The sequence below is a fragment of the Streptomyces odontomachicola genome, from assembly GCF_039605595.1.
Taxonomy (GTDB): Bacteria; Actinomycetota; Actinomycetes; order Streptomycetales; family Streptomycetaceae; genus Streptomyces.
Genome location: NZ_JBCFOK010000002.1, coordinates 180,414 through 206,803, shown reverse-complemented (window position 1 = coordinate 206,803; position 26,390 = coordinate 180,414). Strand labels below are relative to the sequence as shown.

Sequence of the window (26,390 nt, the reverse complement as noted above, 5' to 3'; positions counted from 1 at the left end):
TCCACGGAGCGGCGAGAACGCGCAGCGTACAGGGATATTGCCTGGTCATGGGGGATATTGCCCCGCCATGACCGAGGGTTCACAGCGCCGCCACTTCTACAACTGGTGTAGTGGCTAGCGTTACCAGGGAGTACCCATCACCTACCAAAGTAGGGAGGAATACTTCATGGGAGCCTTTGAGAGTTATGTCGAGTCGATTCTCGACGTGCTGTCCCGCGACCCCCACCGCACGGTGCTGACCGCCGCGGACGGCCGCGAGATCCCCGCGGGGGACTTCCGCCACGACATCCACCGGTACGCCAGGGAGCTGGCCCTGCGCGGAGTGCGCCGCGGCACCACCGTCACGCTGCTCTCCGGCAACCGCCCCGAGGTGCTGGCCGCCCGTTACGCGGCCAACCACATCGGCGCCCGCGTCGTCCTGCTCTACCAGGGCATGGCCCCTGAGGCCCTGGCCCACGTGGTGCGCAGCGTCGACACCGGAGTGCTCATCGTCGATCCCGCGCTGCACGAGTACGCGGAGGAGCTCCTCGCCCGCGTACACCCGCCGAAGGTGCTGAGCCTCGGGCCGGGCCCGCTCGGCGAGGATCTGCTCGCGCACGCAGCGCGGCACCGGCCCGAGCCGGTGCCGGGGGCGGCGCGGCCCGAGGACGACTGGTGCATACGCCACACCGGCGGGACCACCGGGATACCCAAGGGCGTGCGCATGGCGCACGCGCCGTACAAGGACGTGCTGGCCTTCGGCTCCGTCTTCGCCGGCGAGCCGCCGCGCTTCCTGGCCTGCACGACGCTCGCGCACGTCGCGGGCAACATCGCCGACGCCACCCTGCTCGCGGGCGGCTCCGTGGTGCTGCACGAGGAATTCGACCCCGGCGAGGTGCTTGCCGCCGTCGAGCGGGAGCGGATCACCCATCTCTGGCTGCTGCCGCCGCTGTTGTACCGGCTGCTCGACGAACCTGCTGTGCGCTGGACCGACCTGAGCAGCCTGCAGCGGATCACGTACGGCGGCTGCGGTGCCTCGGCGGCGCGGCTGCGCCAGGCCCACGAGGTGTTCGGTCCCGTGCTGTTCGGCGGCTACGGCCAGTCCGAGGCGGGCCACGTCACCGTGCTCGGCCCCCACGAGCACGGCGACCTGCCGCGCGAGGGCCAGGCCCCGGCCGGGAAGGTGATCCCGGGCGTGGAGGTGGTCGTGCGCGACGAGACGGGCGCCGACCTCCCGCCGGGCGGGACCGGCGAGATCCATGTGCGCTCGGGCCAGGCCATGAGCGGCTACTGGAAGCAGCCCGAGCTCACCGAGGCGGTGCTGCGGGACGGCTGGGTGCGCACCGGCGACGTCGGCTACCTCGACGAGCAGGGCTACCTCTACATCGTCGACCGGCTCAAGGACATGGTCATCGTGGTCGGCGGCCACGTCTACACCAGCGAGCTGGAGGACCTGCTGCTCACCCACCCCGACATCGCCCACTGCGCGGTGTTCGGCGTGCCGGCGGAGAACGGCGCGGAGGAGGTGCACGCGGCCCTCGTCCCGGCGCCGGGGCGGAAGGTCGACCACGAGGTGCTGCGGGAGTTCGTCGCGCGGCACAAGGGCCCGATGTACGCGCCCCGGACGCTCCATCAGCTCGCGGAGATCCCCCTGACCCCCGTGGGCAAGCCCGACAAGAAGCACCTGCGCACGAGCCTGGCGGGCTGAATCCCCGCACGACGGCCGGCTGCCGGGGCCACACCGCGGGGCGAAGTGGCCCCGGCGCGCCCGCCGTTGCTCCGCGGAGCGTCACGCCGCCGCGCGGGTGCGGCGCTACGCCGTTCCGGCCGGTCCCCCGGTGAGATAGCGGGTGATCATGCTGACGAGTTCGTTCTCGAACGCGGCGACGTCCACGGGATCGGGGGCGGCGATGAGGCTGTGCACGGTGAACTGGACCGTGGCGACGACGAGCCGGGCGGCCACGGCGGGGTCGGCCACCCGGACCTCCGGATAGCGGCCGATGAGTTCCCGTACGTAGGCCGTGCGCGCCTGCTCCTGCTGCGCGACCCTCTCCACCAACTCGGGCGAGCGCGGCGCCTGTTCGGCCATGATGCGCAGGAGTCGCGGGTCTTCCAGGTGGTTCTCGACCGCGGTCCTGATGAGAGTGCGGACCGTGTCCTCGAGCGTCCCGGGCGGCTCCGCCTCCTCGCTCCTCCTGATGGCCTCCCCGATGGCCTCCGCCCCGTCGGCGAGGTGCCGGCCGACCAGTTCGGCGAGGATGGCGTCCTTGTTCGGGTAGTACTGGTACAGCGAACCGATCGAGATCCCGGCCTGTTCGGCGATCCGGTTGGTGGTCCCCGCGGCATAGCCGTACTCCGCGAAAACGTGAGCAGCCGCGTCGAGGATGCGCTGCCGGGTGAGCTCGGCGCGCGCCTGGCGCGGCTGTTTGCGCGGCTGGAGCCTGCGGTCGCCTGATGTCACGGGCACCTCCTGGCAGTCCTGGGCAGCGCCTCGAAAGCGAGTAGCGCGGGACCTGAATGATTGCTCACAATACTGCCATGACCTGCGGCGGAGCGGTACGTCCTACCGCCGCCCACGGCATGGCGCCGCGCCGTGCCGCGTACCGCGCCGCCTCCCCGCCCATCGGAAGGAGCCCTCGTGTCGCACACCCGCACCCGCCCGCGGCGCCTGTCGCACGCCGAGGTCCGCGCCCGGCTCGGCGCGCCCGAGCCCGTCGCCGAGGCGAAGATCCTCGACCACGTCGACGCGCACACGCACCGCTTCATCGCGCACTCGCCCTACCTGTCGATGGCGACGGCCGACGCGGCGGGGCGCGCCGACTGCTCCCCGCGCGGGGACTATCCGGGCTTCGTGAAGGTGCTCGACGAGCGCACGCTGGCGATTCCCGACCGGCCCGGCAACAAGCTCGCCGACTCCTTCACCAACCTCGCCGAGAACGACGGGATCGGCCTGCTCTTCCTCGTACCCGGTTCGCGGGAGATGCTGCGGGTCAACGGGCGCGCCTACGCCACCGACGAGCCCGATGTGCTGGCCCGGATGCAGGCCGAGGGCAGGGAGGCGGTGCTCGCGCTCATCGTCGAGGTGGAGCAGGTCTACTTCCACTGCGGCCGCGCGCTGCTGCGCTCGCGGCTGTGGGACCCGGCGAGCCAGGCGCTCGCCGAGGAGCTCCCCACGGTCGGCGAGGTCGTCGCCGACCAGCTCGGGCTCGGCGTCGACCCCGGGGAGCTGGAACGCGGCCTGGAAGACGGCTACCGCAAGCTCTACTGAGGAGGACCGGCGATGCAGCAGACCGTTGTCGACCACATGGCACACGTCGCCGAGGACGTCGTCTCCCTCGTCCTGCGCGGCGCCGAGGGGCCGTTGGCGCCCTGGGAGCCGGGAGCGCACATAGACGTGAGCCTGCCCAACTGGCTCACCCGCCAGTATTCGCTGTGCGGCGATGCGGGCGACCGCTCGCGCTACCGCATCGCGGTGCGCGACGAGCCGCTGAGCCGCGGGGGTTCGGAGTACATCAACCGCTTCCTGCGCACCGGCCGCAGGCTCGGCGTCTCCCTCCCGCGCAACCACTTCCCGCTCCTGCCGGCGCCTGAGTACCTCTTCCTCGCCGGCGGCATCGGCATCACGCCCCTGCTGCCGATGCTGCGCGCGGCGCTCGCCTCCGGCGTCCCGGCGCGACTCGTGTACGTGGGGCGCTCCCTCGCGCACATGCCCTTCGCGGAGGAGCTGCGGGCCGAATTCGGCGCGTACGTACGGGTCGTCGCCACCCGTGAGGAGGGCAGGCCCGACCTGGCCGCGCTGGCGTCCGGCCTCGCGCCCGGCGCGCGGGTGTACTGCTGCGGCCCCGCCTCGCTGCTCGACGCCGCCGAGGCGGTGTTCCCCGCGGAGCGGCTGCACACGGAGCGCTTCCGCGCCGCGCCCAAGGTCTTCGCGCCGCACACCGCGTTCGACGCGGTGTGCGCGCGGTCGGGGCGCACGGTCCGGGTGCCGGAGGACGAGACGCTGCTGCAGGCGCTGGACGGGGCCGGTTACGCGGTGTCGGCCGGCTGCCGCGAAGGGGTGTGCGGCAGTTGCGAACTCGGCGTACTCGACGGCGAGCCCGAGCACCGCGACGACATCGGCGCCCCTGAGGGCCGCATGTACGCGTGCGTCTCGCGGTCCCGCTCCGCGCGCCTCGTCCTCGATCTGTGAGACGTGTGGGACTTAGCGGGCCCTATGCCGGTCCGTGCCGGACGCAGCGCCCCGCCTCGAAGACGGCGACGGTGTCGGCGAGTTCGCTCACGGCGGTCTGGTCGTGGGTGATGAGGAGGAGGGCGGTTCCGGCGGGGGCGAGGAGGTCGGGGAGCGCGGTCAGTACGCGTTCCCTGGCCAGGGCGTCCAGGGCCGAGGTCGCCTCGTCGCAGACCAGCAGCGCGGGGCGGGCCGTCAACGCCCTGACCAGCGCGCAGCGTTGGAGCTGGCCGCCGGAGAGCGTGCCGGGGGTGCGGTGCAGGAGGGGTTCGTCCAGCCCCATGCGGTCCGCGGTCTCGGCCGCCTCGCGCTCCGCCTCCTCCGCGCTCAGCCCCCGCAACAGCCGCCCCGCTGCGGCGAGCTGGCCCAGGAGGGGCCGGTGCGCCTCGAAGGAGTCGGCGCTGTTCTGGTGCACGTACTGAACGATCTTGCGCTGCCCCGCCGTTCGCCGTTCCGCGCGACGTGGGAGGGCGCGCCCTTCGTGGGTGACCCGCCCGGCGGTGGCGGGGGTGAGCCCCGCGAGGGCGCGCCCGAAGGTGGTCTTCCCCGCGCCCGAGACGCCGACGAGCGCGGTCCTGCTGCCGGGCGGGAACGCCATGGTGACCGGGCCCGCGAGCGGGGAGGGGCCGGTACGGCGGCGTACGGCGAGGGCGGTGGCGCTCACACCCTCGGCGCTGGCGCCCCCGGTGGGCTCGGGACCTGTCCTTCCCCTCCCTGCCCGCGTCTCGGCCGCCACCAGCGCACGCGTCAGGGCGTGCGCGCCACCGCCCAGCACCTCCGCGGTCGGCCCCTGTTCCACCACGTGGCCCTGCTCCAGCACCGTCACGGAAACGGCCAACTCCCGCACCAGCGCCAGATCGTGGCTGAGCAACAGCACCCCCGCCCCCGCCTCGGTCAGCGTACCGAGGTTGTCGGCCAACACCCGGACCGTGGCGGGGTCGAGCCCACTGGTCGGCTCATCCAGCACAAGCAGCCGCGCCCCCGTGACCAGCGCCGAGGCCAGCGCGGCCCGCTGCTGCTGCCCACCGGAGAGCTGATGCGGAAGCCGCCGCCGCACAAGGCAGGGCGGAAGCCCGGCAAGCCGCAGCGCCCCTTCGACGGCGGCGTCCCGCTCCGCCCGCGTCACCCCTGCTCCCCTCCCCCGCAGCCCCGCCAGCTCCCGCAGCGCCCCCTCCACCCGGCGTACGGGATCCAGCACCGTCTCCGGGTGTTGGGGCAGATGGGCTGCCGCTCCGGAGCGCAGGGACCGGCGCCGGGCCTCGGGGAGGGACAGGAGCTCGTGGTCCTCCAGCCACACCTCGCCGGTCAGGGACACCCCCGTACGGGAAGCGCCGAGGGCCGCCAGGCCCAGGGTGGTCTTGCCGCTGCCTGAGGGGCCGATGACCGCGGTGACGGCTCCGGCGGGGACGGTGAGGTCGACGCGGGAGAGCAGGGGTACGGGCCTACCGCCGGAGTCGACGGCGTGGGCGGACAGGTCGCGCAGGCTCAGCATGGGCGGGAGGTCTCCCTGAGGCGGGCGAGGGCGCGGTCGACGCCGAGGTTGCCGCCGACGCACAGCGCCATCAGCAGCCCAGCGGGCACGAGCACGGCGTACGGCTGCCCGAACAGCGCGTCGCTGTTGCGCTCGATCAGCACCGACCAGTCGGGCGAGGAGGAGGGCAGGCCCAGGCCGAGGAAGTTGGCCGAGGCCAGCAGGTAGAGGACGATGGAGAAGCGGCTGCCCGCGTCGGTGGCGACGGGAGCGGCCAGTTCGCGGGCCAGGTGGCGCAGGTGGATGTACGCCCAGCCGCGCCCCTGCATGCGCAGCGCCTCGACGGCCGTGCGGCAGCCGGGAGCCAGCGCCGTACCCCGTACCAGCCGGGCGATCGCGGGCACTTGCAGCGCACCGGCGGCCAGCACCAGCCAGTGCCAGGCGCGGTGCCCGGTGGCGGCCAATGTCATCAGGACCAGCAGCCCGGGGAAGGCGAGCAGCACGTCGAGGGTGCGCATGACCGTCTCGTTCAGCAGCCGGCGGGACCCGGAGGCCAGCAGCCCCAGCGGCACGCCCAGCAGATAGCCCACGGCGAGCGCGCCCAGCGAGGTCCCGAGTACGGAGGCTCCCCCGTGCAGCACCAGCGCGAGCACATCGCGCCCGAGCACGTCGGTGCCCAACGGGTGCCCAGCGCCTGGAGGTTGGGAGGGCAGCGCGGCGCCGGCCCCGGACCGCGGCGGATCGGCCGGCCCCGCGAACAGCGGCCCGCACAGCGCGAGCAGCACCGGAACGGCCAACAGCAGCAGCACGAGCCCATCACGGGCCGAGGGACCACGCGCCATGAGGGACTTCACGCCACCCCCTCCCGCCGCGGCGCCAGCCGGTGCGCAGCCAGATCCGCGAAGAGGTTGACCACCACCGCCGTGCCCGCGAACAGCAGCGCGTAGAGCTGGACCTGCGGGGTGTCCCGGTTCTGGACGGCCTGGACGAAGCCCGTGCCCAGGCCCTGGATGCTGAACAGCGATTCGACAAGGAGCGCCCCGCCCAACAGCCCCTCCACACACCGCGCGAACTGCTGCGTGGCGGGCGCCAGCGCGTTGGGCACCACATGGCGCAGCACCACGGCGCGCTCCCGCAGACCGAGCAGCCGCATATGTTCGGCGACGGGCCCGTCGCGGCGCGCGGCGACACCCGCGCGTATCTGCCGTGCCAGGTCGCACAGTTGGCGCGCGGCCAGCACCGCGACGGGCAGCACGAGTACGGCGGGCTGGGCCAGCAGTCCCGCGCCGTCCAGCCCGGCGGCGGTGGCGGGCAGAAGTCCGGCGGCGAGCGAGAGCGAGGCGATCAGCAGCAGACCGAGGACGAATTCCGGTACGGAGTGCAGCAGCACGGCCGCCCCGTTCAGTACGCGGTCCAGCACGCTGCCCTCGCGCAGCCCGCTCACGATCCCCAGCAGCGGGGCGAGCGCGAGCACCACGGCGAGCGCCGGCACGGCCAGCACCAGCGACACGGCGAAGCGGTGGCCCACCTCGGCGCCGGCCGGCATGCCGGTGATGAGGGAGCGGCCCGGGTCACCGGTGCACAGCCCGCCGAGCCAGTCCAGGAAGCGGTGCCACACCGGCTGGTCGAGCCCCAACTGCGCGCGCAGCGCTGCCGCCTGCTCCGGCGTGCCCCGGTCGCCGCGCAGGACGTCGGCGGTGTCGCCGGGCAGCAGCGAGCCCAGCGCGAAGACGGCGACCAGTACCACGAGGCACTGGGCCAGCGCGAGGAGCGTGCGGTGTGCGGCGTACCGGCGCACGTCAGACGAGTTCGACGCGGTCGAACCTGGCCCAGTCGTGCGAGTTGGGCGGCGCGGCCCGCATCCCGCGCACCGCGTCCGCGACACCGTCGTTGGCGTCCGAGAAGGCCCACACGAGCATCCCGGACTTGTCGCGCGCGATGCGCTGCGCGCGGTCGAGCAGCCGCAGCCGTTCCCCCTCGTCCCGTGTCGAACGGGCCTTCCCCAGCAGGTCGTCGAAGCGCTCGTCGGCGAACCCGGTCTGGTTGCGCGCCGCGCCCCCGCGCATCCGCTGCTCCAGGAAGTCCGAGACGGGCAGCGTGGAGGTGCTGCTGAAGGAGGCCACGCCGCGCTTGTCGATCTCGCTGAAGTACGTGGTGGAGGCGAGCGTGCGCACCTTCGGCTCCAGCCCGGTCTCGCGAAGCTGACGCACCATCAGCGTGCAGGCCGCCTCCCATGTGGCGTCCACGGTGCTGGTCTGCAACGTGAAGCCGAGCCCCTTGGCCCCCGCCTTGCGCACCAGGTCACGGGCCCTGCCGACGTCCCGCTTCCGCTGCGGCAGGCGCTCGGGATACCCGCGCAGCCCCTTGCCGAACAGGTCGTCGCCCACTCCCCCGTGCCCGGCCAGCGCGACCCGTACCAGCTCCTCGCGGTCGACGCCGAGCAGCACCGCCTCGACCAGGCGCGGGTCGTCGAAGGGCGCCTTGCCGGTGCGCAGCAGCACGTTCTGCATGGTGGCCTGCGGCGAGGTCAGCACCCGTACGGAGTCCTGCCCCGCCAGCCGCCGTACGGAGGGTCCGCCCAGGTCGTGCGCGAAGTGCACCTGGCCCGAGAGCAGCGCGTTGACCCGCGCCGCCTCCTCGTTGACCGGGACGATCTCCAGCTCGGCGACGCGCGGGGCGCCCGCCCAGTGGCCCTTCCAGCGCCGGAACAGGGCGTTCCCGCCGGGCGTGAAGGAGCCGTAGGTGAAGGGGCCCGATCCGACGGGCCTGCGGAAGTCCTTCGTACCGGCGGGCATGATCTCCGTGCCGGGACCGGCGAAGGCCGTCGGGAAGTCGAAGTTGGGCCTGCGCAGCACGAGCGTGAGGGCACGCTCGCCGTCCGCCCTGCTGGCGTCGAAGTCGATGGCGGAGAGTAGCTGTTGGGAGGGCGAACCGGTCCCGGGGTCGGCCGCCCTGCGGTAGCTGTAGAGCACGTCCTTCGAGGTCACGGGCCGGCCGTCGTGGAACTCCGCCTTGCGCAGACGTATGTGCCAGCGCTTGCCTGACGCGTCGCTCTCCCAGTGCTCGGCGAGCCGGGCGCGCACCGACATGTCGTCCTTGTAGGTGGCCAGGGTGTCGTAGAGGGCCTTGGCTCGTGCCTGGTCCACGAAGTTCGGCGCGACGTGCGGGTCGAGGGTCTCGCGGGAGCCGCCCGCGGCGAAGGCGGCCCGCAGCCGCGCGTCCCCGCCGCCCCCGGACCCGGCTCCGCACCCGGAGAGCAGTCCGGCCGCCGCGAGCGCCGCCGCTCCCGAACCGGCCAGCAGGGCGCGCCTGCCGGGAGCACGCGCCGCGGGCGGTGCCTGGGAGGCGGCCGGCGTGCGGACCTCAGGTGGCGTGTGCGCCGCGGGCGTACGGGGCGTGGCACGGGACGACCCGCGGGCGTGGGCACAGGTGTGGGTACAGGTGTGCAACGCGATCCTTCCCGGGGTGTCCTCGCCCCGTGCGGTGGACCGGCGACGGGTCAGTCTCCTGACTCCCGGATCGACGCTCGCCCCGGCCTTCCCACGCGCTTCCCCGCGTGCGGTGGCCTGCTCTGGGGTCCGCTCCCCGGTCACAGTGGCGGGACCGCGCCGGACTCGCACCGGCTTCCTGATCCCCGTCGCCTTGTGACGCGGTCATTCTGACGTACGCGGGGCAGGGCCGGTCGGGTGGGTGCGCGGATGCGCGCCGCGGGGGCGGGTACGAGGTGTCCTGCACGGTCCTACGACGTACGGGGCCGAGCCCAAGTCCCGTAAGGAGCCCGTGACGTGAACACACCCCTCGACACCGCCCTGCTCGACGCCCTCCTGCGGGCCGCACGCGCCGACGGCGTCGCCAAGCACGTCGTCGGCGCCGTCATCGCGGACCGCGAGGACCGCGTACTGCTGCTGCACCGCACCGCCGACGACTACTTCGGCGGCCTGTGGGAACTGCCCTCGGGCGGCGTGGAGGAGGGCGAATCCCTCACCGAGGCCCTGCACCGGGAGGTCGCCGAGGAGACCGGCCTCGCGCTCGCCGGGATCGGCGCCTATCTGGGCCACTTCGACTACCTGTCCAGGAGCGGCAGGAAGACCCGCCAGTTCAACTTCACCGCCACGGCCCTCCACGAGAAGGCCCCGGTCGAGCTCGCACCCCACGAACACGACGCGCACCGCTGGGCCGACCGTACGCAGCAGGAACAGGTCTCCAGCGCCGTACGGGTCGTGCTGGCCCATTGGCGCGAAGGCGATCATGCGCGGGAGGGCGGACGTACCGTCGAGCCATGAAGCCGAATGCCGACGCGTGCGCGGGCGCGGACACCGATGCCGCGAGGAATCCGGGCTCGGCGGAGACGGTGGTCTACCGCCCCGCCCGGCCGGAGGACGACGAGGCGCTCGCGCGGCTCGACGGGTCCTTCACGACGGATTCCGTGTACGAAGTCGCCGTGACGGGCGAGGGGTTCAGCCTGCGCGAAACCCCGGTGGATCCTCCGCTCCACAAGGTCTTTCCCGAGGAGGAGGACGGCGAGGAGGACGCGGGCAGCTCGGGGTTGCGCCGGAAGGTGGTCGCCGTCGCCGGGGGCGAACCGTGCGGATTCGTGGAGTGCTCCTTCGACGCGTGGAATGCGCGACTGACTATCTGCGACATCGAGGTCGCCCCTGCCTGGAGGGGCAGGGGCGTGGGCCGGACCCTGATGAATCACGCCCTCGATTTCGCGAGGGAATGCGCCGCGGGCCATGTGTGGCTGGAGGTCAGCAATGTCAACGCCCCCGCCATCCGGGCCTATCTGCGGATGGGCTTCGTCTTCTGCGGCCTGGACACCTCGCTCTACGCCGGTACGGAGTCGGCGGGCGAACACGCGCTCTTCATGGCGCGGTGGAGCACCGGGCCGTTGAGTCGCTGAGCACGAATTCGTTGAGCCGCTGTGCCGTTGAGCGGTTGAGTCGCTGATCCGTATCGAGGGCTCAGTCGAGGCAGAATTCGTTGCCCTCGATGTCCTGCATCACGATGCAGGAATCGTGGCCGTCGTACAGGAGCCGCTGGCGTACGGCGCCGAGCGGGACCAGCCGTGCGCATTCCGCTTCGAGCGCGGCCAGGCGTTCCTCGCCGACCATTCCGGTGCCGACCCGCACGTCCAGATGCACGCGGTTCTTGGCGACCTTCCCTTCGGGAACGCGCTGGAAGAACAGTCGCGGCCCCACGCCCGAGGGATCCTTGCAGGCGAACCACGACCCCTCGCCCCCGGGAAACCGCGACCGGTTGAATTCCTCCCATGTGGAGAACCCCTCCGGGGCCGGCGAGGCGATGTACCCCAGCACCTCGCACCAGAAGCGGGCGAGACGCTCGGGATCCGCGGAGTCGAAGGTGATCTGCACCTGTCTGAGAACTGGCATGCGCGCACAGTAACAGGACGACTTTCCCGCTCAAATCCTTTTATCACCGGGCTGTTTCCCGGCGCGATCAATCATCGAAGCGAGCAGGGAGGGGAAGGGAGCGGATTCGGTCCGTCCGGTTGATCAGCCCTGTCGAGCCCAGGAGGATCAGCCGTCCGAGCGCCGTACGCATCAGGCCGCCGCAGGAAGCCTGCCGTACGCGGCCGACGCACGAGGAGCCACGCCGTGGACCACGCACTCACCTCGGGCCCCCTCACCAACTGGGCCGGCAACATCCGCTTCTCGGCGCGGCACGTGCGCTCCCCCGCCTCCGTCGCGGAGCTCCAGGAGCTCGTCTCCGCGCACCGCACGGTGCGCGCCCTCGGCACGGGGCACTCCTTCAACGCGATCGCCGACACCGACGGCGTACTGGTCTCCACCGCGGATCTCCCCCGCACCATCGACGTGGACGAAACGGCCCGCACCGTCACCGTCGGCGCGGGCACCCCCTTCGGCGAGCTCGCCGACGCAGTGCACGCGAGGGGGCTCGCCCTGCACAACCTCGGTTCGCTGCCGCACATTTCGGTGGCCGGCGCCTGTGCGACCGGCACGCACGGCTCGGGGGACGGCAACGGCACGCTCGCCTCCGCCGTACGCGGGCTCGAACTCGTCACCGCCGACGGCTCCTTGCACACGCTGCACCGCGGAGACGCGCAGTTCCCCGGCGCCGTCGTCGCCCTCGGCGCGCTGGGCGTCGTCACGCGCCTGACCCTCGACCTCGTACCCGGATTCGAGGTGCAGCAGTGGGTGTACGAGGGGCTGCCGCACGCGCGACTGCGGCGGCACTTCGCGGAGGTGATGGCCGCGGCGTACAGCGTCAGCCTCTTCACCGACTGGCGGGGCGAGCGGATCGGGCAGGCGTGGCTCAAGCGGCGCGTGGGCCCTGAGGGGCCGCGTCCCGCGCCGCCGCCCCGCTGGCTGGGCGCCACCCTCGCCGACGGGCCCCGCCATCCGGCGCCGGGCAGCGCGCCGGACCACTGCACCCGGCAGCTCGGCGCGCCGGGACCGTGGCACGCCCGACTGCCGCATTTCCGCCGGGAGTTCGCGCCGAGCAGCGGGCAGGAGCTGCAGTCGGAGTATTACGTCGCGCGCGAGGACGCCGTCGCTGCCTTCGACGCGCTCGACCGCATCAAGGAGCGCATCGCGCCCGTACTGCGGACCGGCGAGATCCGCACCCTCGCGGCCGACGGCCTCTGGCTGAGCCCGGCGTACGCGCGCGACGCGGTCGCCTTCCACTTCACCTGGGCACCCGACTCCGCCGCCGTGACCCCGGTCATCGGCGCGGTCGAGCGCGCGCTGGCCCCCTTCGCGGCCCGCCCGCACTGGGGGAAGCTGTTCACGACTCCCCCGGATGAGCTGCGCGAACTGTACGCGCACTACGCCGACTTCGAGGAGCTGGCGGCCCGCTTCGACCCCGCGGGGACGTTCCGCAACGCGATGCTGGACCGGTGGTTCCGGCGCCCGTGAGGCGTACGCGCGCGAAGCGGGAGCACGTGCGGCGGCGGGCCCGGCGGCGGATTCCGCACTCCAGTTCCTCACTCCAGCACGTCGCGCCAGCGGTCGGCGGATTCGAGGATGTCCAGGCTGACGCGTTCCAGGAAGGCCCCCGCCTTGGACAGCCGCCGCCCCACCGGGCTGTCGTGGCCGACCGTCTCCACCACGGCCGCCGCTGCCCGCGCCGTCTCCAGGGTCTGCCGGGTGTTGAGCACGACGGAGTGGTACCAGGCCTGGTCGTCGACCACGTACACGTCGCGGCGCCGCAGCGGATCGCGCTCGCGCCGCACATAGCCGTAGTCGACGAGGTAGTTGACGGCCGTTGACACCGAGGCGGGGCTGACCCGCAGCCTGCTGACCAGCTCGGCCGCCGTACGCCTGCCGTCCTCCGACAGCAGCAGGTCGACGTGCACGCGCGCGGTCATCCGCGGCAGCCCGGTGCGGACCGCCAGCTCGACGATCTCCGCGCCGGCGTCCTCCTCCCCGGCCGGCCCGCCCGCCGGTCCGGCCGTACGGGGAGGTGCCGGCGTGCCGCGGCGTGCCCGACGGGCCGTCGCGCGGTGCGCCTGCTGGGGCCGGTAGGCGCCGGGGCCGCCGTTTCGCGCGACCTCGCGGGTGACCGTCGAGGTCGGGCGGCCGAGCCGCCTGGCGATCTCCGCGTAGGAGAGTCCGTCGGTCAGGCCCGCCGCTATGCGCTGACGCTCCTGCTGGGTCAACCGTCCTCCTGGCATGCCGTGACTATTGCCTTCGCCGCCAGCCATTGCAATGCCGCATTGCATTCGGCCTCAGCGTCATTGCATCAATTTCCCTTGCCCTGCCTGGGAGTTGGGAATCGGGACGATTGACTCGCCCCCGAACGCGCCATAGCTTTCAAGCATGCCCGAACGCGTCATATCGCGAGATGCACGATCGCGATGACGCGACACGTGGCACATGGCTCGCGCACGCGATGACGCCGCATGCGCACGAGACGAAGACGAGGAGCCGTTCATGAGCGAAGCCCCGCACGTCCTCACGGCGATACCGACGGAGCGCCCGGCCGGCTGCCCCTTCGACCCGCCGCCCGAGCTGCTGGAGGCCCGGCGGCACGCACCGCTCAGCAGCTACACGTTCCCCGGCGGGCGGCCCGGCTGGCTGGTCACCGGGTACGACCTGGTCCGCGCGGTGCTGGCCGACCAGCGATTCAGCTCGCGCCGCGAACTGATGGTCCACCCCACCATCGACTACGGCGACCTCAAGGCGCCCCCGGCGCCGCCCGGCGAGTTCCTGCTCATGGACGAGCCCGAGCACAGCCGCTACCGCAAGCCGCTGATGGGCAAGTTCACCGTGCGGCGCATGCGGCTGCTCACCGAGCGGATCGAGCAGATCGCCGCCGACCGGCTCGACGCGATGGAGAAGGCCGGGCCGCCGGCCGACCTGGTGACCGCCTTCGCCAAGCCGCTCCCGGCCATCGTCATCTGCGAGCTGCTCGGCGTCCCGTACGAGGAACGGGGCCTCTTCCAGGAGCAGGTCGACAAGTTCATGAACGGCGAGACCGGCGACGAGGAGCTGATGGCCGCCTACACCGCGACCCAGGAGTACGTGGCGCGGCTCGTGGCGGCCAAGCGCGCGCACCCCACCGACGACGTGCTCAGCGACCTCACCGACACCGACCTGACCGACGAGGAGCTCCAGGGCGTCGGCCTGCTGCTGCTCGCGGCCGGGCTCGACACCACGGCGAACATGCTGGCCCTCGGCACCTTCGCGCTCCTGCGCCACCCGGACCAACTGGCCGCCCTGCGCGCCGAGCCGGCACTCGCCGACCGCGCGGTGGAGGAGCTGCTGCGGTATCTCACCGTGGCCAAGTCGTTCATGAGGACCGCGCTGGAGGACGTGGAGCTGGGCGGCCAGACCATCGAGGCCGGTTCGCCGGTGATCCTCTCGTACCACACCGCCAACCGCGATCCCGAGCGCTTCCCCGACCCCCACGTCCTCGACCTGAGCAGGCAGGGCGGCGGACACCTGGCCTTCGGACACGGCATCCACCAGTGCCTGGGCCAGCAGCTGGCCCGCGTCGAGATGCGCGTCGCCTTCCCCGCCCTGCTCACCCGCTTCCCCACGCTCCGCCTGGCCGTACCGCCCGAAGAGGTCGCCCTGCGCCCGGAGATCGCGGACATCTACGGCGTGAAGAGCCTGCCGGTCACGTGGGACGCGTGAGCGCGCGCGTCCTCCGACCCCTCGGTGCGCGCCGTCAGAGGCCGGAGGCCGGAGGCCATGAGGCCTCCGGCCCGGCCGCTCGCTCAGTGACTCGGTGAAGGGGCTGGCTCAGCCCCCTCCCCGCCGCCCCTCCGAGGTGCGGAGCTCTCCGACCGTCTTCAGGAGCCGGTCGGCGGGTTCGCGCAATTGCGGGTGGGCGAGGACCACGTTGCGGAGGCCGCGTACCGGCCTGCGCCAGGCCCGGTAGGCCGCGGCCACCGGGTGCGGGCGGGTCACGAAGCCCTCGCCCACGCGCAGTTCGCGCGTCTTGAGCCAGTCCTTGTACTCGTAGTCGCCGCGGCCCATGTCCAGCAGCCGCACCCCCTCGCGGCCCGCGGCTTCGGCCATCCGCAGGTGCATCATCAGCCCCGGCGAATAGCGGTGGAACTGCGGGTCGTACGCCGTGAACCAGGCGGCCAGCACGCCGCGCGAGCGCGGGCCGAAGTGCGCCGCGACCGGCCGGTCGCCCGCGTACACCACCGACAGGACGCCGGTGAAGTGCTCCTCGCGCACCTCGGCGAGGCTGCGCACCAGGTCCACGATCCACGGCTTGGCGAAGCGGTCCATCCGCCCCGTCCTGCGGTACTGCGCGGACTTCCACTCCATGAGCGTGCGCAGCGCGCCCGGATCGCGCTCGTCGAAGACGAAGCGCAGCTCGCCGACATCGCGCGCCAGCCGGCGTTCCTTCTTGAGGGTCGTCTTGGCGTGCCCGGGGTACGCGTGGCGGAGCCACTCGGCGTACGTGGAGTTCCCTGTGCTCTCCTTGAGGTCGATCACCGGCGAGGCGAAGGTGCCGGTGACGTACTCCTCCAAGGGCGCCTGCGCCTCGACGAGATGGTCGAACTCGAAGACCGAGAGCCCGCAGGCCCGCAGCACTTCCTTGGGGTCCCAGGCGACGCCCGGCCTGTGCACCAGGGCCTGGCAGTCGGAGAGCCCGAGCCCGATGGCCCGCCCGACGCCGAGTGCCGAGCGCTCGTACGGGAAGAAGCCCACCGGCTCCCCGTCCTCGTGCAACACCGCGACCTGCGCGTTCCCGCGGTATCTGCCGATGCCCGCGGCGAACTCCGGTGCCAGGAAGGGGTTTCCGTAGTCGGGCGACGCGTCCATCGCCCCGTGCCAGGCCGTACGGAGCGCGGCGCTCAGCTCCTGTGGTCTGTGGATCGTGATCCGCACCTCAGGTCGCCCCTAACCTTCCGGGTTCACTCCTCAGGGATCGCATGCGACCACCCCCCAATCCGCCGTGGTTCCCTGTGACGCGTCGTCGGCATCCTTCCCTTAGTTCTGCCATCAACGGTTACGCCACGTGTACGTGTTTCCCCAACTTGCAGGAGTTCTGCAGACATTCCGGGATACCCCTGTGACACAAACCGAATCCCGCCGCTCCGTATGCGGGGGTGATGCGCGCCGTGCGCCCCGGAGTTGGGCGTCCGTCGCCCCTCGGGGGCTGCCGGGGACAGGGTTCCGGCGCCACACTGGCGGCATGCGGAAAGGGAGGCTCAAGCCCTTGATCCTGCTGCTGGCCGGCCTCGGAGTCTTCGCCTTCGCCCTGGTCAGGGCCTACGCGGGGGACGGTCCCGAGGTGTACGGGGTGATCGGCGGGGGCGCCGCCGTGCTGCTCATCGCCGCGGCGGCCTCCTACGACCCCGACGCGTGAGCGGCACGCCGCCGCGCCTCGACGCCCCGTCCCTCACACCAACTTGCCCTCCCGCGCCACGATCCGCCCCGCCCGCACCACCATGTCGCGGCGCGGCATGTCCACCACGACCTGCGGCAGGCATTCGCCCTCCACCAGGAGGAAGTCGGCGGGGGCGCCCACGCTGAGGTCGGCGGCCGGGAGGCCGAGCAGTTCGGCGCCGCCGTGTGCCGCGGTGAGGTAGCAGCGGGCCAGTTCCTCGTCGAGGCGGGCGTCGAGGCAGAAGCCGAGCAGGTGGGCGCGGTAGAGCATGTCTCCGTTGCCGTACGGGCTCCACGAGTCCCGCACCCCGTCGGAGCCGACACCCACCCGTACGCCGTGCTCCGCGAGCTCCTTGAGCGGCAGCACCCGCTGCGCGTCGGGTGCGACGGTGGTGAGGGAGATCCCCGCTTCGGCCAGGTCGGCCGCCGTACGGTCGAATTCGCGGCCCTTTAAGGCAGGCACGCAGAAGGCGTGGCTGACGGTGACCTTGCCGGCCATGTCCAGCGCGCGGGTCCGCGCGATGATCTCCCGCAGCGGCCCGAGGCCGGTCTCCCCCTGATCGTGGAGGTGGATGTCCACGCCGAGGCGGTGCCGCTCGGCGATGCCGAAGACGGTGTCGAGCTGGGCCTTCACGGAGTCGCCCCCGGTCTCCCCCGCGTTGTCGAAGCCCGCGGGGTCGATGCCGCCGACGTAGTCGATCAGGCCCTCGCGCGCGGCGCGTTCGAGCAGCTTGTCGGTGCCCGGCGCGCGGTTCACGCCGTGCTGCGGGAAGCCGGTGATCTGCACGTGCAGCAGGTGGGAGAGCGCTTCGCGTGCGGCGTGCAGTCCCTCGACCGCCTCCAGTCCGTACGCGGGGGCGACGTCGCCGTGCACGCGCATGCCGCGGGTGCCCTGCGCCGCCGCGTGCGCCATCAGGCGCCGGGAGCGCTCGCCCACGGGGGTGGCCAGGCGGCGGTTGAGCTCGACGTCCTGCTCGCAGTAGTCGGCGATGCCGTCGGCCGGCCTGCGCGAAAACCACTTCTCGCCCCACGCGGTCTTGTCCGGGTGGATGTGCGCGTCCACGGGCGTGGGCAGCGCGAGCCTGCCGCCGCACTCCACGGTCTCGTACGCGCCGACCGGCCGCTCGGCGATCCTCCCGTCCACGACGGCGAGGTCGACCGGCTTCACGTCCGTGCCGGTGGCCTGCCAACCGCCGCCGACGGGACGGACGTTGCGGAAGACGGTGGTGCGGGCGGCGCCCGCTGCGGGGGGAGTCACGGCCTGCGGCCTCCTGCGTTCGCGGTGATGGGGCGACCCATTTTGTATACCAAACGAGGGCCCGGCTCGACACCGTACGCAGGAATCGCCAGAAGGACCGGACCACGTGCCCCTTCCCCACCCCACCCCGGCGCGGACCGTATACCAGCGAACGGGACGTATCGTGGCCGCCGACGGGAGCCGACGGGAGGTGCGGGGACACAGTGGGCGAGGGCACGGAACCGGCGGCGGCACGCGCGCCGATGGGAGAGCGGGCGCGGGACGCGGTGCGCGAGCGCGTCATCGACGGGCGCTATCCGCAGGGCGCGCGCATCGTGGAGCGCGAGGTCGCCGAGGAGCTGGAGATGTCCAGGGTGCCGGTGCGCGAGGCGCTGCGCGCCCTGGTCACCGAGGGGCTGCTCGAACTCCTCCCGCACAGCGGCGTCCGCGTGCGGCGGCTCCGGCGCTCCGACGTGGAGCAGCTGTACGAGGTGTGGGAACCGCTCGCGGTGCAAGCCAGCCGCCTGGCGGCGCGCCGGGTCGCGGCGTACGCGCCGCAGGAGCCGCCGGGTCTCGATGCCCTGCGCACGGCGCTGCGGCACGCGGACGCCGCGGCGGCCGACGGGGGCGGCAAGCCGGAGGTGACCGCCAACATCGGCTTCCACCGGCACATCGTGACGCTCAGCGGGAACGGGCTGCTGGAGCGCACGATGGAGCCCCTGGTGTGGCAGCTGCGCCTGCTGTTCGGCCTCAACACCGAGCCCCAGCCGATGCGCGACCAGCACCACCGCATGCTCGCCGACATCGCCTCGGGCGACGAGGAGACGGCGGCGGCGTGCACGCTGCTGCATGTGCGGGACAGTCGGATCGCGGCGCTGCGGAGCCTGCCGGAGGCATGACGCGAGTCCCCTTCTGACGCGAGTGCCCCTGACACGAATCCCTTTCTGACGCGGGCCCCCTTCAGGCCGCGCTCACGGGCGCCGGGTCCTCGGGAAGCCGCCAACCTCCGCCCCGGTCCTCCTTCGCGAAGCGCGCGGCGAATTCGGGGACGCGCAGGAGGCAGGCCAGCCCGGCGGCGGCGCGGAAGGCGCCGATCGCACGCCGGGACCTCGGCATCGCCAGGCGCAGGAGACGCGGGTTCACGCCGCCCTGGATCGTGTCGGTGAAGGGCCGCAGCACGCTGTCGTAGCGCGCCAGCGCCGTCGGCAGGTCGCCCGGGTTCCGGTTGATCTCGCCGGCCAGTACGTGGGCGCCCACCAGTCCGCCCGAGACGCCCATCCCGCTGTAAGGGGAGGCGCAGTGCGCGGCGTCGCCGGCGAGGACCACGCGCCCCTCGTACCAGGTGCCGGTGCGGACCTGGACGACCTCCTGGGAGTGGAAGAACGGGCTCGTCCCCATCCCGTCGATGAACCGCCCGGCCTGCCACCCCGCGTCGCGGAACCTGCCCGCCCAGAACTCCCGCTGCCGCTCGACGGGTTCCCGGTGGACCGCCGAGGCTTCCGCGGACTCCTCCCTCAGCACGAAGTACGCCTGGGTCTCGTCCTGACCGTGGCTGCGGCGCATGATCTGGCGGCCGCCCGGGGCCATGTACGTGTCCCGGATGGCGCTGTCGGACGCGATGCGCGGGACGAACCAGTACGCCATGTGGATGCCGAGCCGCCGGTACGGGTCGAACCCCGCGGGGTGGAGCGCCCGCCGGATGCGCGAGCCCTGCCCGTCCGCGCCCACCAGGAGGTCGTACGCGCCCGATGTGCCGTCGGAGAAGTGCGCGGTGACCTTCCGCGCGTCCTGCTCGAAGCCGTCCACGCTCACGCCGAAGACGTACTCGGCGTCGTCCTTCGCCGCGTCGTGGAGGATGCGCACCAGATCACCGCGCATGATCTCGAACTCGGATGTGAGGCTCTGGCGGCCCCTGCCCGAGGTGTTGGCCAGGATCGTGGCCCTGGCCCTGCCGCGCGCGTCCACGAAGGCGACGCCCGCCTCGTCCACCAGCTTCGCGCGCACTTCACCGAGCAGCCCCATCCGCTCGACGGCCTCGACGCCCTGCCCCCTGAGGTCGACCTGCGCCCCGGTGGCCCGCAGCGCCGGGGAGCGTTCGACGACGGTCACCTCGTGGCCGCCCCGCGTGAGCCAGAAGGCCAGCGCCTGGCCCGCTATGCCGCCGCCGGCGACGAGGATCCGCAGGGAGCGCGCTCCCGGTCCGCTGGTCATGGCCTCACCCCGAAATCTATCAGTGAATGGTTCTGGGTCGGCGTCAGCGTCACCTATCAGTGATAGATTCGTCAACATGACCAAGGTGAACCGCGAGATCGTCGTCTCCGAAGCGCTCGACCTGCTCGACGAGGTGGGCCTGGACACGGTCAGCACGCGGCGGCTCGCGAAGCGGCTCGGCGTCGAACAGCCCTCGCTCTACTGGCACTTCCGCACCAAGAGTGAACTCCTCGCCGCCATGGCCGACGCGGCGATGGCACCGCATGCGGCCGCCCCGCTGCCGGCTGACGGGGACGACTGGCGCGAGTGGTTCCTGGAGAACACGCGGAGCTTCCGCCGCACCCTGCTGATGCGCCGGGACGGAGCACGCCTGCACGCGGGCAGCACTCCCGCCAGTGACCTCGACCGGCTCCGGCACAAGATGGACTTCCTCGTCGAATCCGGAGTGCCCGAGCGGGACGCGCAGATGGCGATGCTGGCCGCGGGCCGCTTCACGGTCGGCAGCGTGCTGGAGGAACAGGCCGAGGCCGGTTCCGGCGCCGGCGCGGACCGGCCGGCCGAGTTGCCCGTGATCGACCACGAGGCGGCGTTCGAGGCGGGGCTCGCGCTCATCGTGGAGGGCCTGGAACGCCGCACGGCCTCGCGGGGCGAATCACCGGGCGCGTCGCGGGCCGCCTCGCGGTGAGCGCCGCCCGGTATACCAACCCGGGCCACTTATCCCCGCACAAGCGGCATAGTTCCTGACGCCTCTTGCCTGCGCTCTCGCCTCGGTATACAAAATGCGCCGTGGGTGCGGCCGCGCGTCCCGTTCCCCGCCCCTCCCCGCCGAAATGCCGCAGTGCCGAAGTCAGGAGCCGCCCCATGTGCGTCGATCCCGCCCCGCCGCCGCCCTCCGCGCTCACCCGCCGCGGGATCCTCGCGGGCGCCGCCGCGCTCGCCGGTACGGCCACGGCGCTGACCACGGCGACCTCCGCGTACGCCGCGGGCGCCGACGCCGCGGACGCCGGCGCCCCGGAAGCCTCACCCGGCACCCGCCCCCGCGGCGGCGACCTCGTCATCGAGGGCGGCACGCTGCTCGACCCGGCCACGGGGCACGTCACCGAGGACGCCGTCGTGGTGATCGTCGGCGGGACGGTGACCGCGGCGGGCAGCCGGGACGCGACCCGTTCGGCGCGCGCCCAAGTCCCCGACGGCGCAACGGTGGTGGACGCGCACGACCACTGGGTGCTGCCCGGCCTCACCGACGCGCACATCCACCTCAACACCGTCGCCGAGGCCCGCGACGCGCTCACCTCGGGTGCGACCGGCGCGCGCAGCGGCTCGACCGACTTCTTCCAGGACATCGCCGTACGCGAGCTCGCCAAGCAGGCACCGCAGCAGACCCCCGACCTGCGCGCGGCCGGCGTGTTCGTGACGCCCGACCTGGCCGACACGCTGCTCGCCGACCCCGAACTGGCCGAGCTGGCCCGCCGCAAGGACGGCGTGCGCGACGCCGACGCGCTGCGCCGTGTCGTGCGCGTCAACCTCGACCGTGGCGTGGACATCGTCAAGACCCGGGTCAACGAGCGCGCCGGGCTGCCGGACCAGGACCCGCTGGCCCAGGTGTACGACCGCGAGCAGCTCTCGGTCGTGGTGGACGCCGCGCGCCGCGGCGGTGCGGGCGTGCTGTGCCACAGCTACAGCGAGCGCGGCTGCCACGACGCCGTGATGGCGGGCATCCGCAGCCTGGAGCACGGCGTGTACGTGGGCGAGCGCACGCTGCGCGAAATGCGCCGCCGCGATACGTACTTCACGCCCACCCTCACCGCGATCGCCGGGCTCGTGGACTCCGACGACCCGGTGCTCGCCGAGCGCGGCCGCACCTATCTCCCCGTACTCAAGGAGGCCGTGCGCGCGGCCCACGAGATGGGTGTGCCGCTGGCCGCCGGCACCGACTCCTCGGGCGGGAAGGTCGAACCCGTGGGCGGCGAGGCCGAGTTGATGCGGGAGGCGGGGCTGCCCGCGCTGGACGCGATCCGCACGGTCACCACGAGCGCGGCGCGCCTGCTCGGCAGGGAGCGTACGTCGGGCCGCCTCGCCCCCGGGTACGCGGGCGACGCGGTGCTCCTCGCCGCCGACCCCCTCAAGCACGTCGCCACCCTCAAGCGCCCGACCACAGTGATCCACGCCGGCCACCGGGTGCCCAAGCCCCGCCACTGACGCAGCACTGCCGCACGAACTCCCCGGGCCTGCTGTGGGGGCAGGTCCGGGGTCACGCCCTCAGCCCGCACGCCGCCGCGCTCACTCCCTCGTACGCCGCGAAGTGAGCACCCGCCGCACCCCGTACGCCACCGCCCCCAGCCCAAGCACACAGCCACCCGCCACCACGGAAGCAGGCGGCAAAGTGCAGGCCAGCAGCACGCAGCCCGCCAACCCCAGCGCGGGGACGACACGCGGCGGACGGCCCTCGCCGCGTGTCAGCGTCCACGCGGAGGCGTTGGCCAGGGCGTAGTAGGCCAGTACGCCGAAGGAGGAGAAGCCGATCGCGCCGCGCAGGTCGGCGGTGGCGGAGGCGAGCAACACCACGGCGCCGACGGTCAGTTCGGCCCGATGCGGCACCCGGTAGCGCGGATGCACCGCCGCCAGCGCGTGCGGCAGGTGCCGGTCGCGGGCCATGGCCAGGGCCGTACGCGAGACGCCCAGGATCAGCGAGAGCAGCGCGCCGACGGCAGCCAGCGCGCCGCCGACCCGTACGACGGGCGCCAACTGCGGCACTCCCGCCGCCCGTACGGCGTCGGCCAGCGGCGCGGTCGCGCGGGCCAGGCCCTCGGGGCCGAGGACGGACAGCGCGGCGGCGGCCACCGCGGCGTACACGACGAGGGCGACGCCGAGCGCGACCGGAACCGCGCGCGGGATGGTGCGCCGGGGATCGCGTACCTCCTCGCCGAGCGTGGCGATCCGCGCGTACCCGGCGAAGGCGAAGAACAGCAGCCCCGCCGCCTGCAACACCCCCACCACGCTCGCGTCGGCCCCCAACTCCCAGTGCGCGGTGCTCGCCCGGCCGCCGGCGAAGGCGCTGACCACGACCGCGGCCAGCACCGCGAGGACCGCCGCGACCAGGGCGCGGGTCAGCCACGCCGCCTTCTGGATCCCGGCGTAGTTGACCGCGGTGAGCACCACGACGGCGGCCGCCGCTACGGCGCGTTCGTGCCCGGGCCAGGCGTACGCGCCCACCGTGAGCGCCATCGCGGCACAGGACGCGGTCTTGCCGACGACGAAGCTCCAGCCCGCCAGGTGGCCCCAGAAGTCGCCGAGCCGTTCGCGGGCGTAGACGTAGGTGCCGCCGGCCGCCGGATAGCGGGCCGCGAGCCGCGCGGAGGAGGTGGCGTTGCAGTACGCGACGACCGCGGCGAGGGCGAGCCCGAGCAGCAGCCCGGAGCCCGCCGCGCGCGCCGCGGGTCCGAAGGCCGCGAAGATCCCCGCGCCCAGCATGGCGCCGAGCCCGATCACCACCGCGTCCCGCACACCGAGACGCCGGCTGAGCGCGGGATCGCCGCTGGTGGGAGGGGGCTGTGCGGGCATCGCTCTTCTCCTCGTACGGGGGCGGGGGCGGGGGCGGGTTGGGGGTACGGAGTCCGGCTCGGGGCCCGCTCTGGTTCGGGGTGCAGCCGGGCAAGCGGGAAGGTACGCGATGCCGGTGAACGGCGAGGGGCGCGGGTGGCGACGGCAACCGGCACGGGCCGCTCCGGGCCCGTCGGCTAGCGTGTCGGCGTGATCAGTATCGAATGGGACGGCCTCACCGACCGTGAGCGCTACAACGACTGGTATCTGCGTGAGCGCGACCGCTGCGCCGACGCGGCGCGGGACGCGCGGTGGCCGGACCTGTTCGAGGAGCTGGGCAAGCATCCGCGGCGGGTCAACCTCCCCCGCCCGGGCCAGCGCAGCGGCTTCGCCCCGCTGCACCAGGCGGCCTGGCACGGCGCGGACTTCGCCGTCGTCTCGCGGCTGATCGCGCACGGCGCCTGGCGCACCCAGCTCACCCGCGACGGGCGCCGCCCCGTGGACATCGCGCGCGAGCAGGGGCACACGCATCTGCTGGAGCTGCTGGAACCGGTCGTGGTACGCCCACTCCCCTCCCCCGCGCAGGCGTTGGAGCACCACTTCCACACGCTGCTGCGCGAGACGACGGGGGACTGCTTCGAGAAGGCCGAGCATCTGCTGCCGCCGCTGGCCCCGCTCACCGAGGGCCCGGCCGTGGAGATCGCCTTCAAGGTGGTGGGCATGCTGGGCGGCTTCACCTACGGGCTCGCCGAGGGGTACGGGGACGTGCCGGAGCACCTCCACGTACACGCACACTCGCGCATGGACGCGGACGCCGGCGATTTCTACCGGGTGACTCCGGAGGGGTACACCAAGGAAGACCGCAGACCGGCGCCACCGCCGCCGGCGTAGCCGTTCAGCGGATGGCGCGGCCACAGGTCTCACCGCTCTCACCGCGGGCCGGGACGGCGTACGGCTCAGCGTCCGCTCTCCGCCGGCGCGGTGAGGCGGCCGCCGGAGAGCAGCGTGCCCGCCTGCTTGATGTGCTGCTGTACGGGCGACACCTCCATGCTCTGCAGGTCGTCCATGGTGCCGATGCGGTCGGACGTGAACTCGAAGAGCTCGTCCAGGTCCCGGCAGTGCGCGACGGCGTGCAGGTTGCAGGGCCCGGAGGTGGCAGCGGCGAAGGCGATCTCCGGTTCCTCGGCCAGCGCGCGACCGAAGGTCTTCACGGCCGACGGGTGCACGCGCAGCCACAGGTTGGCCCGTGCGTGGTAGCCCAGAGCGGCCGCGGCGATCTCGACGTCGATGTGGACGACCCGGCGCCTGACCAGCGCGTGCAGGCGCCGTGACACGCGCCCCGGCGTGGAGTCCGCCGCGGCGGCGAGGTCGACCAGGCCGGCCCGGCCGTCCGCGGCGAGCGCGTCGAGGATCATCTCGTCCTCCCCGGTGAGCCGCGCGGGCTCGCGGGCCACCACAGGCGACTCGGTGAACGGCGTTCCCTCGCTCCCCAGCGCGGCCTCCTGCTCCGGGGACAGCACACCCTCCAGCGCGCTCCAGTAGTGGCCGCGGCCGCCCATGAACTGGCGCAGCATGGCGAACGCGTTGATGTCGAGCACCGCCGCCGTACGGGGAAGCCGCTGGCCGAGCAGGTCCTCGCGCTGCTGCCTGGTGCGTGACTGAGTCGCGCAGGTGATCTCGCAGCCCGCCGCGCTCAGGGCGACCCAGTTGACGTCCTCGCGCTTGGCGAGCGCGGCGGCGATGGCCCCCGCGCTGCCGGGGCGGCACCGCAGCCGCACCAGCCACCTGCTCTGGCCCAGCGCGCCCGGGTTGAGCACACCGGCGACGCGGATGACGCCCTCGGCGCACAGCCGCCGGTACCGGCGGTTCACGGTGCTCTCGGCGAGCCCGAGCGTGCCCGCGATCGAGGCGAAGGAGGCGCGCGGGGCGATCTGGAGGGCGCGAATGATGCGCACATCATCGGGCTGCACCGCGAAGGATTCGGACATGGATGCACCTGCCATGGAGGCAATCCTACGAACGGGGCGCTCGCGCTCGCTCCGGTGCGGGAGCGGCGTACAGACTGCCGAGGCACGGCCGCAGAGCCGGAGCGCCACCGCAACGGCTGCACTGATTCGCCGAATTCCCCGCGCAGATATCGGAGTTGACCCCGTATGTCATCAACCGCCGCACCACAGCACACGCCCACCGCCCTCATCGTCGGGGCCTCGCGCGGTCTCGGTCACGCGATGGCGGAGGAATTGCTCGACCGGGGGTGGAATGTCATCGGCACGGTCCGTGACACCACCGCGCACACACCCCTGCACGACCTCGCCGACCGGGCCGGCGGACGCGTCACCGTCGAGCATCTGGACATCAACGACCACGGACAACTGGCGCCCCTGCACGAACGCCTCGCGCAAAACCAGAAGCGCCCGCTCGACATGCTCTTCATCAACGCAGGGACCACCAACAATGAGCACACCCCCATCGGCTCCGTTCCCACGGCCGATTTCGTCGAGGTGATGGTCACCAACGCGCTCAGCCCCATGCGCGTCATCGAAGCGCTCGAAGACCTCGTCTCCCCCGCCGGACTCATCGGGGCGATGTCCTCAGGACAGGGCAGCATCACGAACAACACCCGTGCGGGACGCGAGGTCTATCGCGGCAGCAAGGCGGCGCTCAATATGTTCCTGCGCAGTTTCGCGGCCCGGCAGAGCGCGTCGGAGCGCGCATTCCTCCTGTTGGCGCCGGGCTGGATCCGCACCGCGCTCGGCGGTTCCGACGCGACCTACACCGTGGAGGAGAGCGCTCCGCTGCTGGTCGACGTCGTGCTGTCCCGGCTGGGCACGCCGGGCCCGGCCTACCTCGACCGCTGGGGCAAGACCGTCCCCTGGTGAGTCCGGCCGCCCC

At 73.0% G+C, this 26,390-nt stretch carries 25 protein-coding genes and 1 riboswitch; of the genes, 13 read left to right on the top strand and 12 right to left on the bottom strand.

Annotated elements, in window-relative coordinates:
• The first annotated feature begins 166 nt into the window (after positions 1-166).
• On the top strand, positions 167-1,687 hold the full coding sequence (locus ABEE00_RS03655; RefSeq protein WP_345743740.1) for an AMP-binding protein: 1,521 nt from the start codon (positions 167-169) through the stop codon (positions 1,685-1,687).
• A 105-nt stretch (positions 1,688-1,792) separates the two neighbouring features.
• On the opposite strand, the gene ABEE00_RS03650 is transcribed toward ABEE00_RS03655, so the two are convergent.
• Positions 1,793-2,440, bottom strand: a complete 648-nt coding sequence (locus ABEE00_RS03650) for a TetR/AcrR family transcriptional regulator (protein ID WP_345743739.1) — start codon at positions 2,438-2,440, stop codon at positions 1,793-1,795.
• A 177-nt stretch (positions 2,441-2,617) separates the two neighbouring features.
• Here ABEE00_RS03650 and ABEE00_RS03645 point away from each other — a divergent pair, with 177 nt between their 5' ends.
• Positions 2,618-3,247 carry an MSMEG_1061 family FMN-dependent PPOX-type flavoprotein gene (locus ABEE00_RS03645; protein ID WP_345743738.1) on the top strand — a complete coding sequence of 210 codons (630 nt, stop codon included), beginning with the start codon at positions 2,618-2,620 and terminating at the stop codon, positions 3,245-3,247.
• Positions 3,248-3,259: 12 nt separating this feature from the next.
• Positions 3,260-4,168 (top strand): PDR/VanB family oxidoreductase, encoded by a 909-nt coding sequence (locus ABEE00_RS03640; RefSeq protein ID WP_345743737.1) that lies wholly within the window; start codon positions 3,260-3,262, stop codon positions 4,166-4,168.
• A 22-nt stretch (positions 4,169-4,190) separates the two neighbouring features.
• On the opposite strand, the gene ABEE00_RS03635 is transcribed toward ABEE00_RS03640, so the two are convergent.
• The 4 genes from ABEE00_RS03635 to ABEE00_RS03620 are packed head-to-tail and all read right to left on the bottom strand — an operon-like array spanning position 4,191 to position 9,127.
• Positions 4,191-5,699: an ABC transporter ATP-binding protein gene (locus tag ABEE00_RS03635; protein ID WP_345743736.1), complete on the bottom strand. Its 1,509-nt coding sequence runs from the start codon at positions 5,697-5,699 to the stop codon at positions 4,191-4,193.
• The gene (locus tag ABEE00_RS03630; protein ID WP_345743735.1) at positions 5,693-6,532 is read right to left on the bottom strand and encodes an ABC transporter permease; all 840 of its coding nucleotides are present in this window, start codon (positions 6,530-6,532) and stop codon (positions 5,693-5,695) included. The genes ABEE00_RS03635 and ABEE00_RS03630 overlap by 7 nt, the downstream gene beginning before the upstream one ends.
• Complete coding sequence (locus ABEE00_RS03625; RefSeq protein ID WP_345743734.1) at positions 6,529-7,476, bottom strand: ABC transporter permease; 948 nt, start codon at positions 7,474-7,476, stop codon at positions 6,529-6,531. Before ABEE00_RS03625 ends, ABEE00_RS03630 begins: the two co-directional genes overlap by 4 nt.
• A 1-nt stretch (position 7,477) precedes the next feature.
• Positions 7,478-9,127 carry an ABC transporter substrate-binding protein gene (locus ABEE00_RS03620; protein ID WP_345743733.1) on the bottom strand — a complete coding sequence of 550 codons (1,650 nt, stop codon included), beginning with the start codon at positions 9,125-9,127 and terminating at the stop codon, positions 7,478-7,480.
• 37 nt (positions 9,128-9,164) lie between these two features.
• Positions 9,165-9,341, bottom strand: a riboswitch (cobalamin riboswitch).
• Between the two features lie 122 nt (positions 9,342-9,463).
• Here ABEE00_RS03620 and ABEE00_RS03615 point away from each other — a divergent pair.
• Positions 9,464-9,961, top strand: coding sequence for an NUDIX hydrolase (locus ABEE00_RS03615; protein ID WP_345743732.1), 498 nt, complete (start codon positions 9,464-9,466; stop codon positions 9,959-9,961).
• Positions 9,958-10,578: a GNAT family N-acetyltransferase gene (locus tag ABEE00_RS03610; RefSeq protein ID WP_345743731.1), complete on the top strand. Its 621-nt coding sequence runs from the start codon at positions 9,958-9,960 to the stop codon at positions 10,576-10,578. Before ABEE00_RS03615 ends, ABEE00_RS03610 begins: the two co-directional genes overlap by 4 nt.
• Positions 10,579-10,639: 61 nt before the next feature.
• On the opposite strand, the gene ABEE00_RS03605 is transcribed toward ABEE00_RS03610, so the two are convergent.
• Positions 10,640-11,068 carry a VOC family protein gene (locus ABEE00_RS03605; RefSeq protein ID WP_345743730.1) on the bottom strand — a complete coding sequence of 143 codons (429 nt, stop codon included), beginning with the start codon at positions 11,066-11,068 and terminating at the stop codon, positions 10,640-10,642.
• A 225-nt stretch (positions 11,069-11,293) separates the two neighbouring features.
• Between ABEE00_RS03605 and ABEE00_RS03600 the strand changes: the two genes are divergently transcribed.
• A complete protein-coding gene (locus ABEE00_RS03600) occupies positions 11,294-12,574 on the top strand; it encodes an FAD-binding protein (RefSeq protein WP_345743729.1) in 1,281 nt (426 codons plus the stop codon).
• 68 nt (positions 12,575-12,642) lie between these two features.
• Here ABEE00_RS03600 and ABEE00_RS03595 read toward each other — a convergent pair whose 3' ends face one another.
• Entirely contained in the window at positions 12,643-13,332 is a 690-nt protein-coding gene (locus ABEE00_RS03595; protein WP_451918488.1) for a GbsR/MarR family transcriptional regulator, read from the bottom strand.
• Between the two features lie 259 nt (positions 13,333-13,591).
• Between ABEE00_RS03595 and ABEE00_RS03590 the strand changes: the two genes are divergently transcribed.
• The gene (locus tag ABEE00_RS03590; protein WP_345743727.1) at positions 13,592-14,797 is read left to right on the top strand and encodes a cytochrome P450; all 1,206 of its coding nucleotides are present in this window, start codon (positions 13,592-13,594) and stop codon (positions 14,795-14,797) included.
• Between the two features lie 108 nt (positions 14,798-14,905).
• Here ABEE00_RS03590 and ABEE00_RS03585 read toward each other — a convergent pair whose 3' ends face one another.
• Entirely contained in the window at positions 14,906-16,009 is a 1,104-nt protein-coding gene (locus ABEE00_RS03585; protein ID WP_345743726.1) for a GNAT family N-acetyltransferase, read from the bottom strand.
• Positions 16,010-16,316: 307 nt separating this feature from the next.
• Here ABEE00_RS03585 and ABEE00_RS03580 point away from each other — a divergent pair, with 307 nt between their 5' ends.
• A complete protein-coding gene (locus tag ABEE00_RS03580; protein ID WP_345743725.1) occupies positions 16,317-16,490 on the top strand; it encodes a hypothetical protein in 174 nt (57 codons plus the stop codon).
• A gap of 33 nt (positions 16,491-16,523) precedes the next feature.
• On the opposite strand, the gene ABEE00_RS03575 is transcribed toward ABEE00_RS03580, so the two are convergent.
• Positions 16,524-17,768: an amidohydrolase gene (locus tag ABEE00_RS03575; RefSeq protein ID WP_345743724.1), complete on the bottom strand. Its 1,245-nt coding sequence runs from the start codon at positions 17,766-17,768 to the stop codon at positions 16,524-16,526.
• Between the two features lie 242 nt (positions 17,769-18,010).
• Between ABEE00_RS03575 and ABEE00_RS03570 the strand changes: the two genes are divergently transcribed.
• Positions 18,011-18,646, top strand: coding sequence for a GntR family transcriptional regulator (locus ABEE00_RS03570; protein ID WP_345744059.1), 636 nt, complete (start codon positions 18,011-18,013; stop codon positions 18,644-18,646).
• Positions 18,647-18,707: 61 nt separating this feature from the next.
• On the opposite strand, the gene ABEE00_RS03565 is transcribed toward ABEE00_RS03570, so the two are convergent.
• A complete protein-coding gene (locus ABEE00_RS03565; RefSeq protein WP_345743723.1) occupies positions 18,708-19,958 on the bottom strand; it encodes an FAD-dependent monooxygenase in 1,251 nt (416 codons plus the stop codon).
• A 76-nt stretch (positions 19,959-20,034) separates the two neighbouring features.
• Between ABEE00_RS03565 and ABEE00_RS03560 the strand changes: the two genes are divergently transcribed.
• Both ABEE00_RS03560 and ABEE00_RS03555 read left to right on the top strand, forming a co-directional pair.
• Positions 20,035-20,643 (top strand): TetR/AcrR family transcriptional regulator C-terminal domain-containing protein, encoded by a 609-nt coding sequence (locus tag ABEE00_RS03560; RefSeq protein WP_345743722.1) that lies wholly within the window; start codon positions 20,035-20,037, stop codon positions 20,641-20,643.
• Between the two features lie 176 nt (positions 20,644-20,819).
• Positions 20,820-22,157, top strand: a complete 1,338-nt coding sequence (locus ABEE00_RS03555) for an amidohydrolase family protein (RefSeq protein WP_345743721.1) — start codon at positions 20,820-20,822, stop codon at positions 22,155-22,157.
• A gap of 81 nt (positions 22,158-22,238) precedes the next feature.
• On the opposite strand, the gene ABEE00_RS03550 is transcribed toward ABEE00_RS03555, so the two are convergent.
• Complete coding sequence (locus ABEE00_RS03550) at positions 22,239-23,519, bottom strand: APC family permease (RefSeq protein WP_345743720.1); 1,281 nt, start codon at positions 23,517-23,519, stop codon at positions 22,239-22,241.
• 189 nt (positions 23,520-23,708) lie between these two features.
• On the opposite strand from ABEE00_RS03550, the gene ABEE00_RS03545 reads away from it, so the two are divergent.
• A complete protein-coding gene (locus tag ABEE00_RS03545; RefSeq protein ID WP_345743719.1) occupies positions 23,709-24,389 on the top strand; it encodes an ankyrin repeat domain-containing protein in 681 nt (226 codons plus the stop codon).
• A gap of 65 nt (positions 24,390-24,454) precedes the next feature.
• Here the strand turns inward: ABEE00_RS03545 and ABEE00_RS03540 are convergent, their stop codons facing one another.
• On the bottom strand, positions 24,455-25,501 hold the full coding sequence (locus tag ABEE00_RS03540) for an Lrp/AsnC family transcriptional regulator (protein WP_345743718.1): 1,047 nt from the start codon (positions 25,499-25,501) through the stop codon (positions 24,455-24,457).
• A gap of 150 nt (positions 25,502-25,651) precedes the next feature.
• On the opposite strand from ABEE00_RS03540, the gene ABEE00_RS03535 reads away from it, so the two are divergent.
• Positions 25,652-26,377, top strand: coding sequence for an SDR family NAD(P)-dependent oxidoreductase (locus tag ABEE00_RS03535; RefSeq protein ID WP_345743717.1), 726 nt, complete (start codon positions 25,652-25,654; stop codon positions 26,375-26,377).
• The last annotated feature ends 13 nt before the right edge of the window (positions 26,378-26,390 follow it).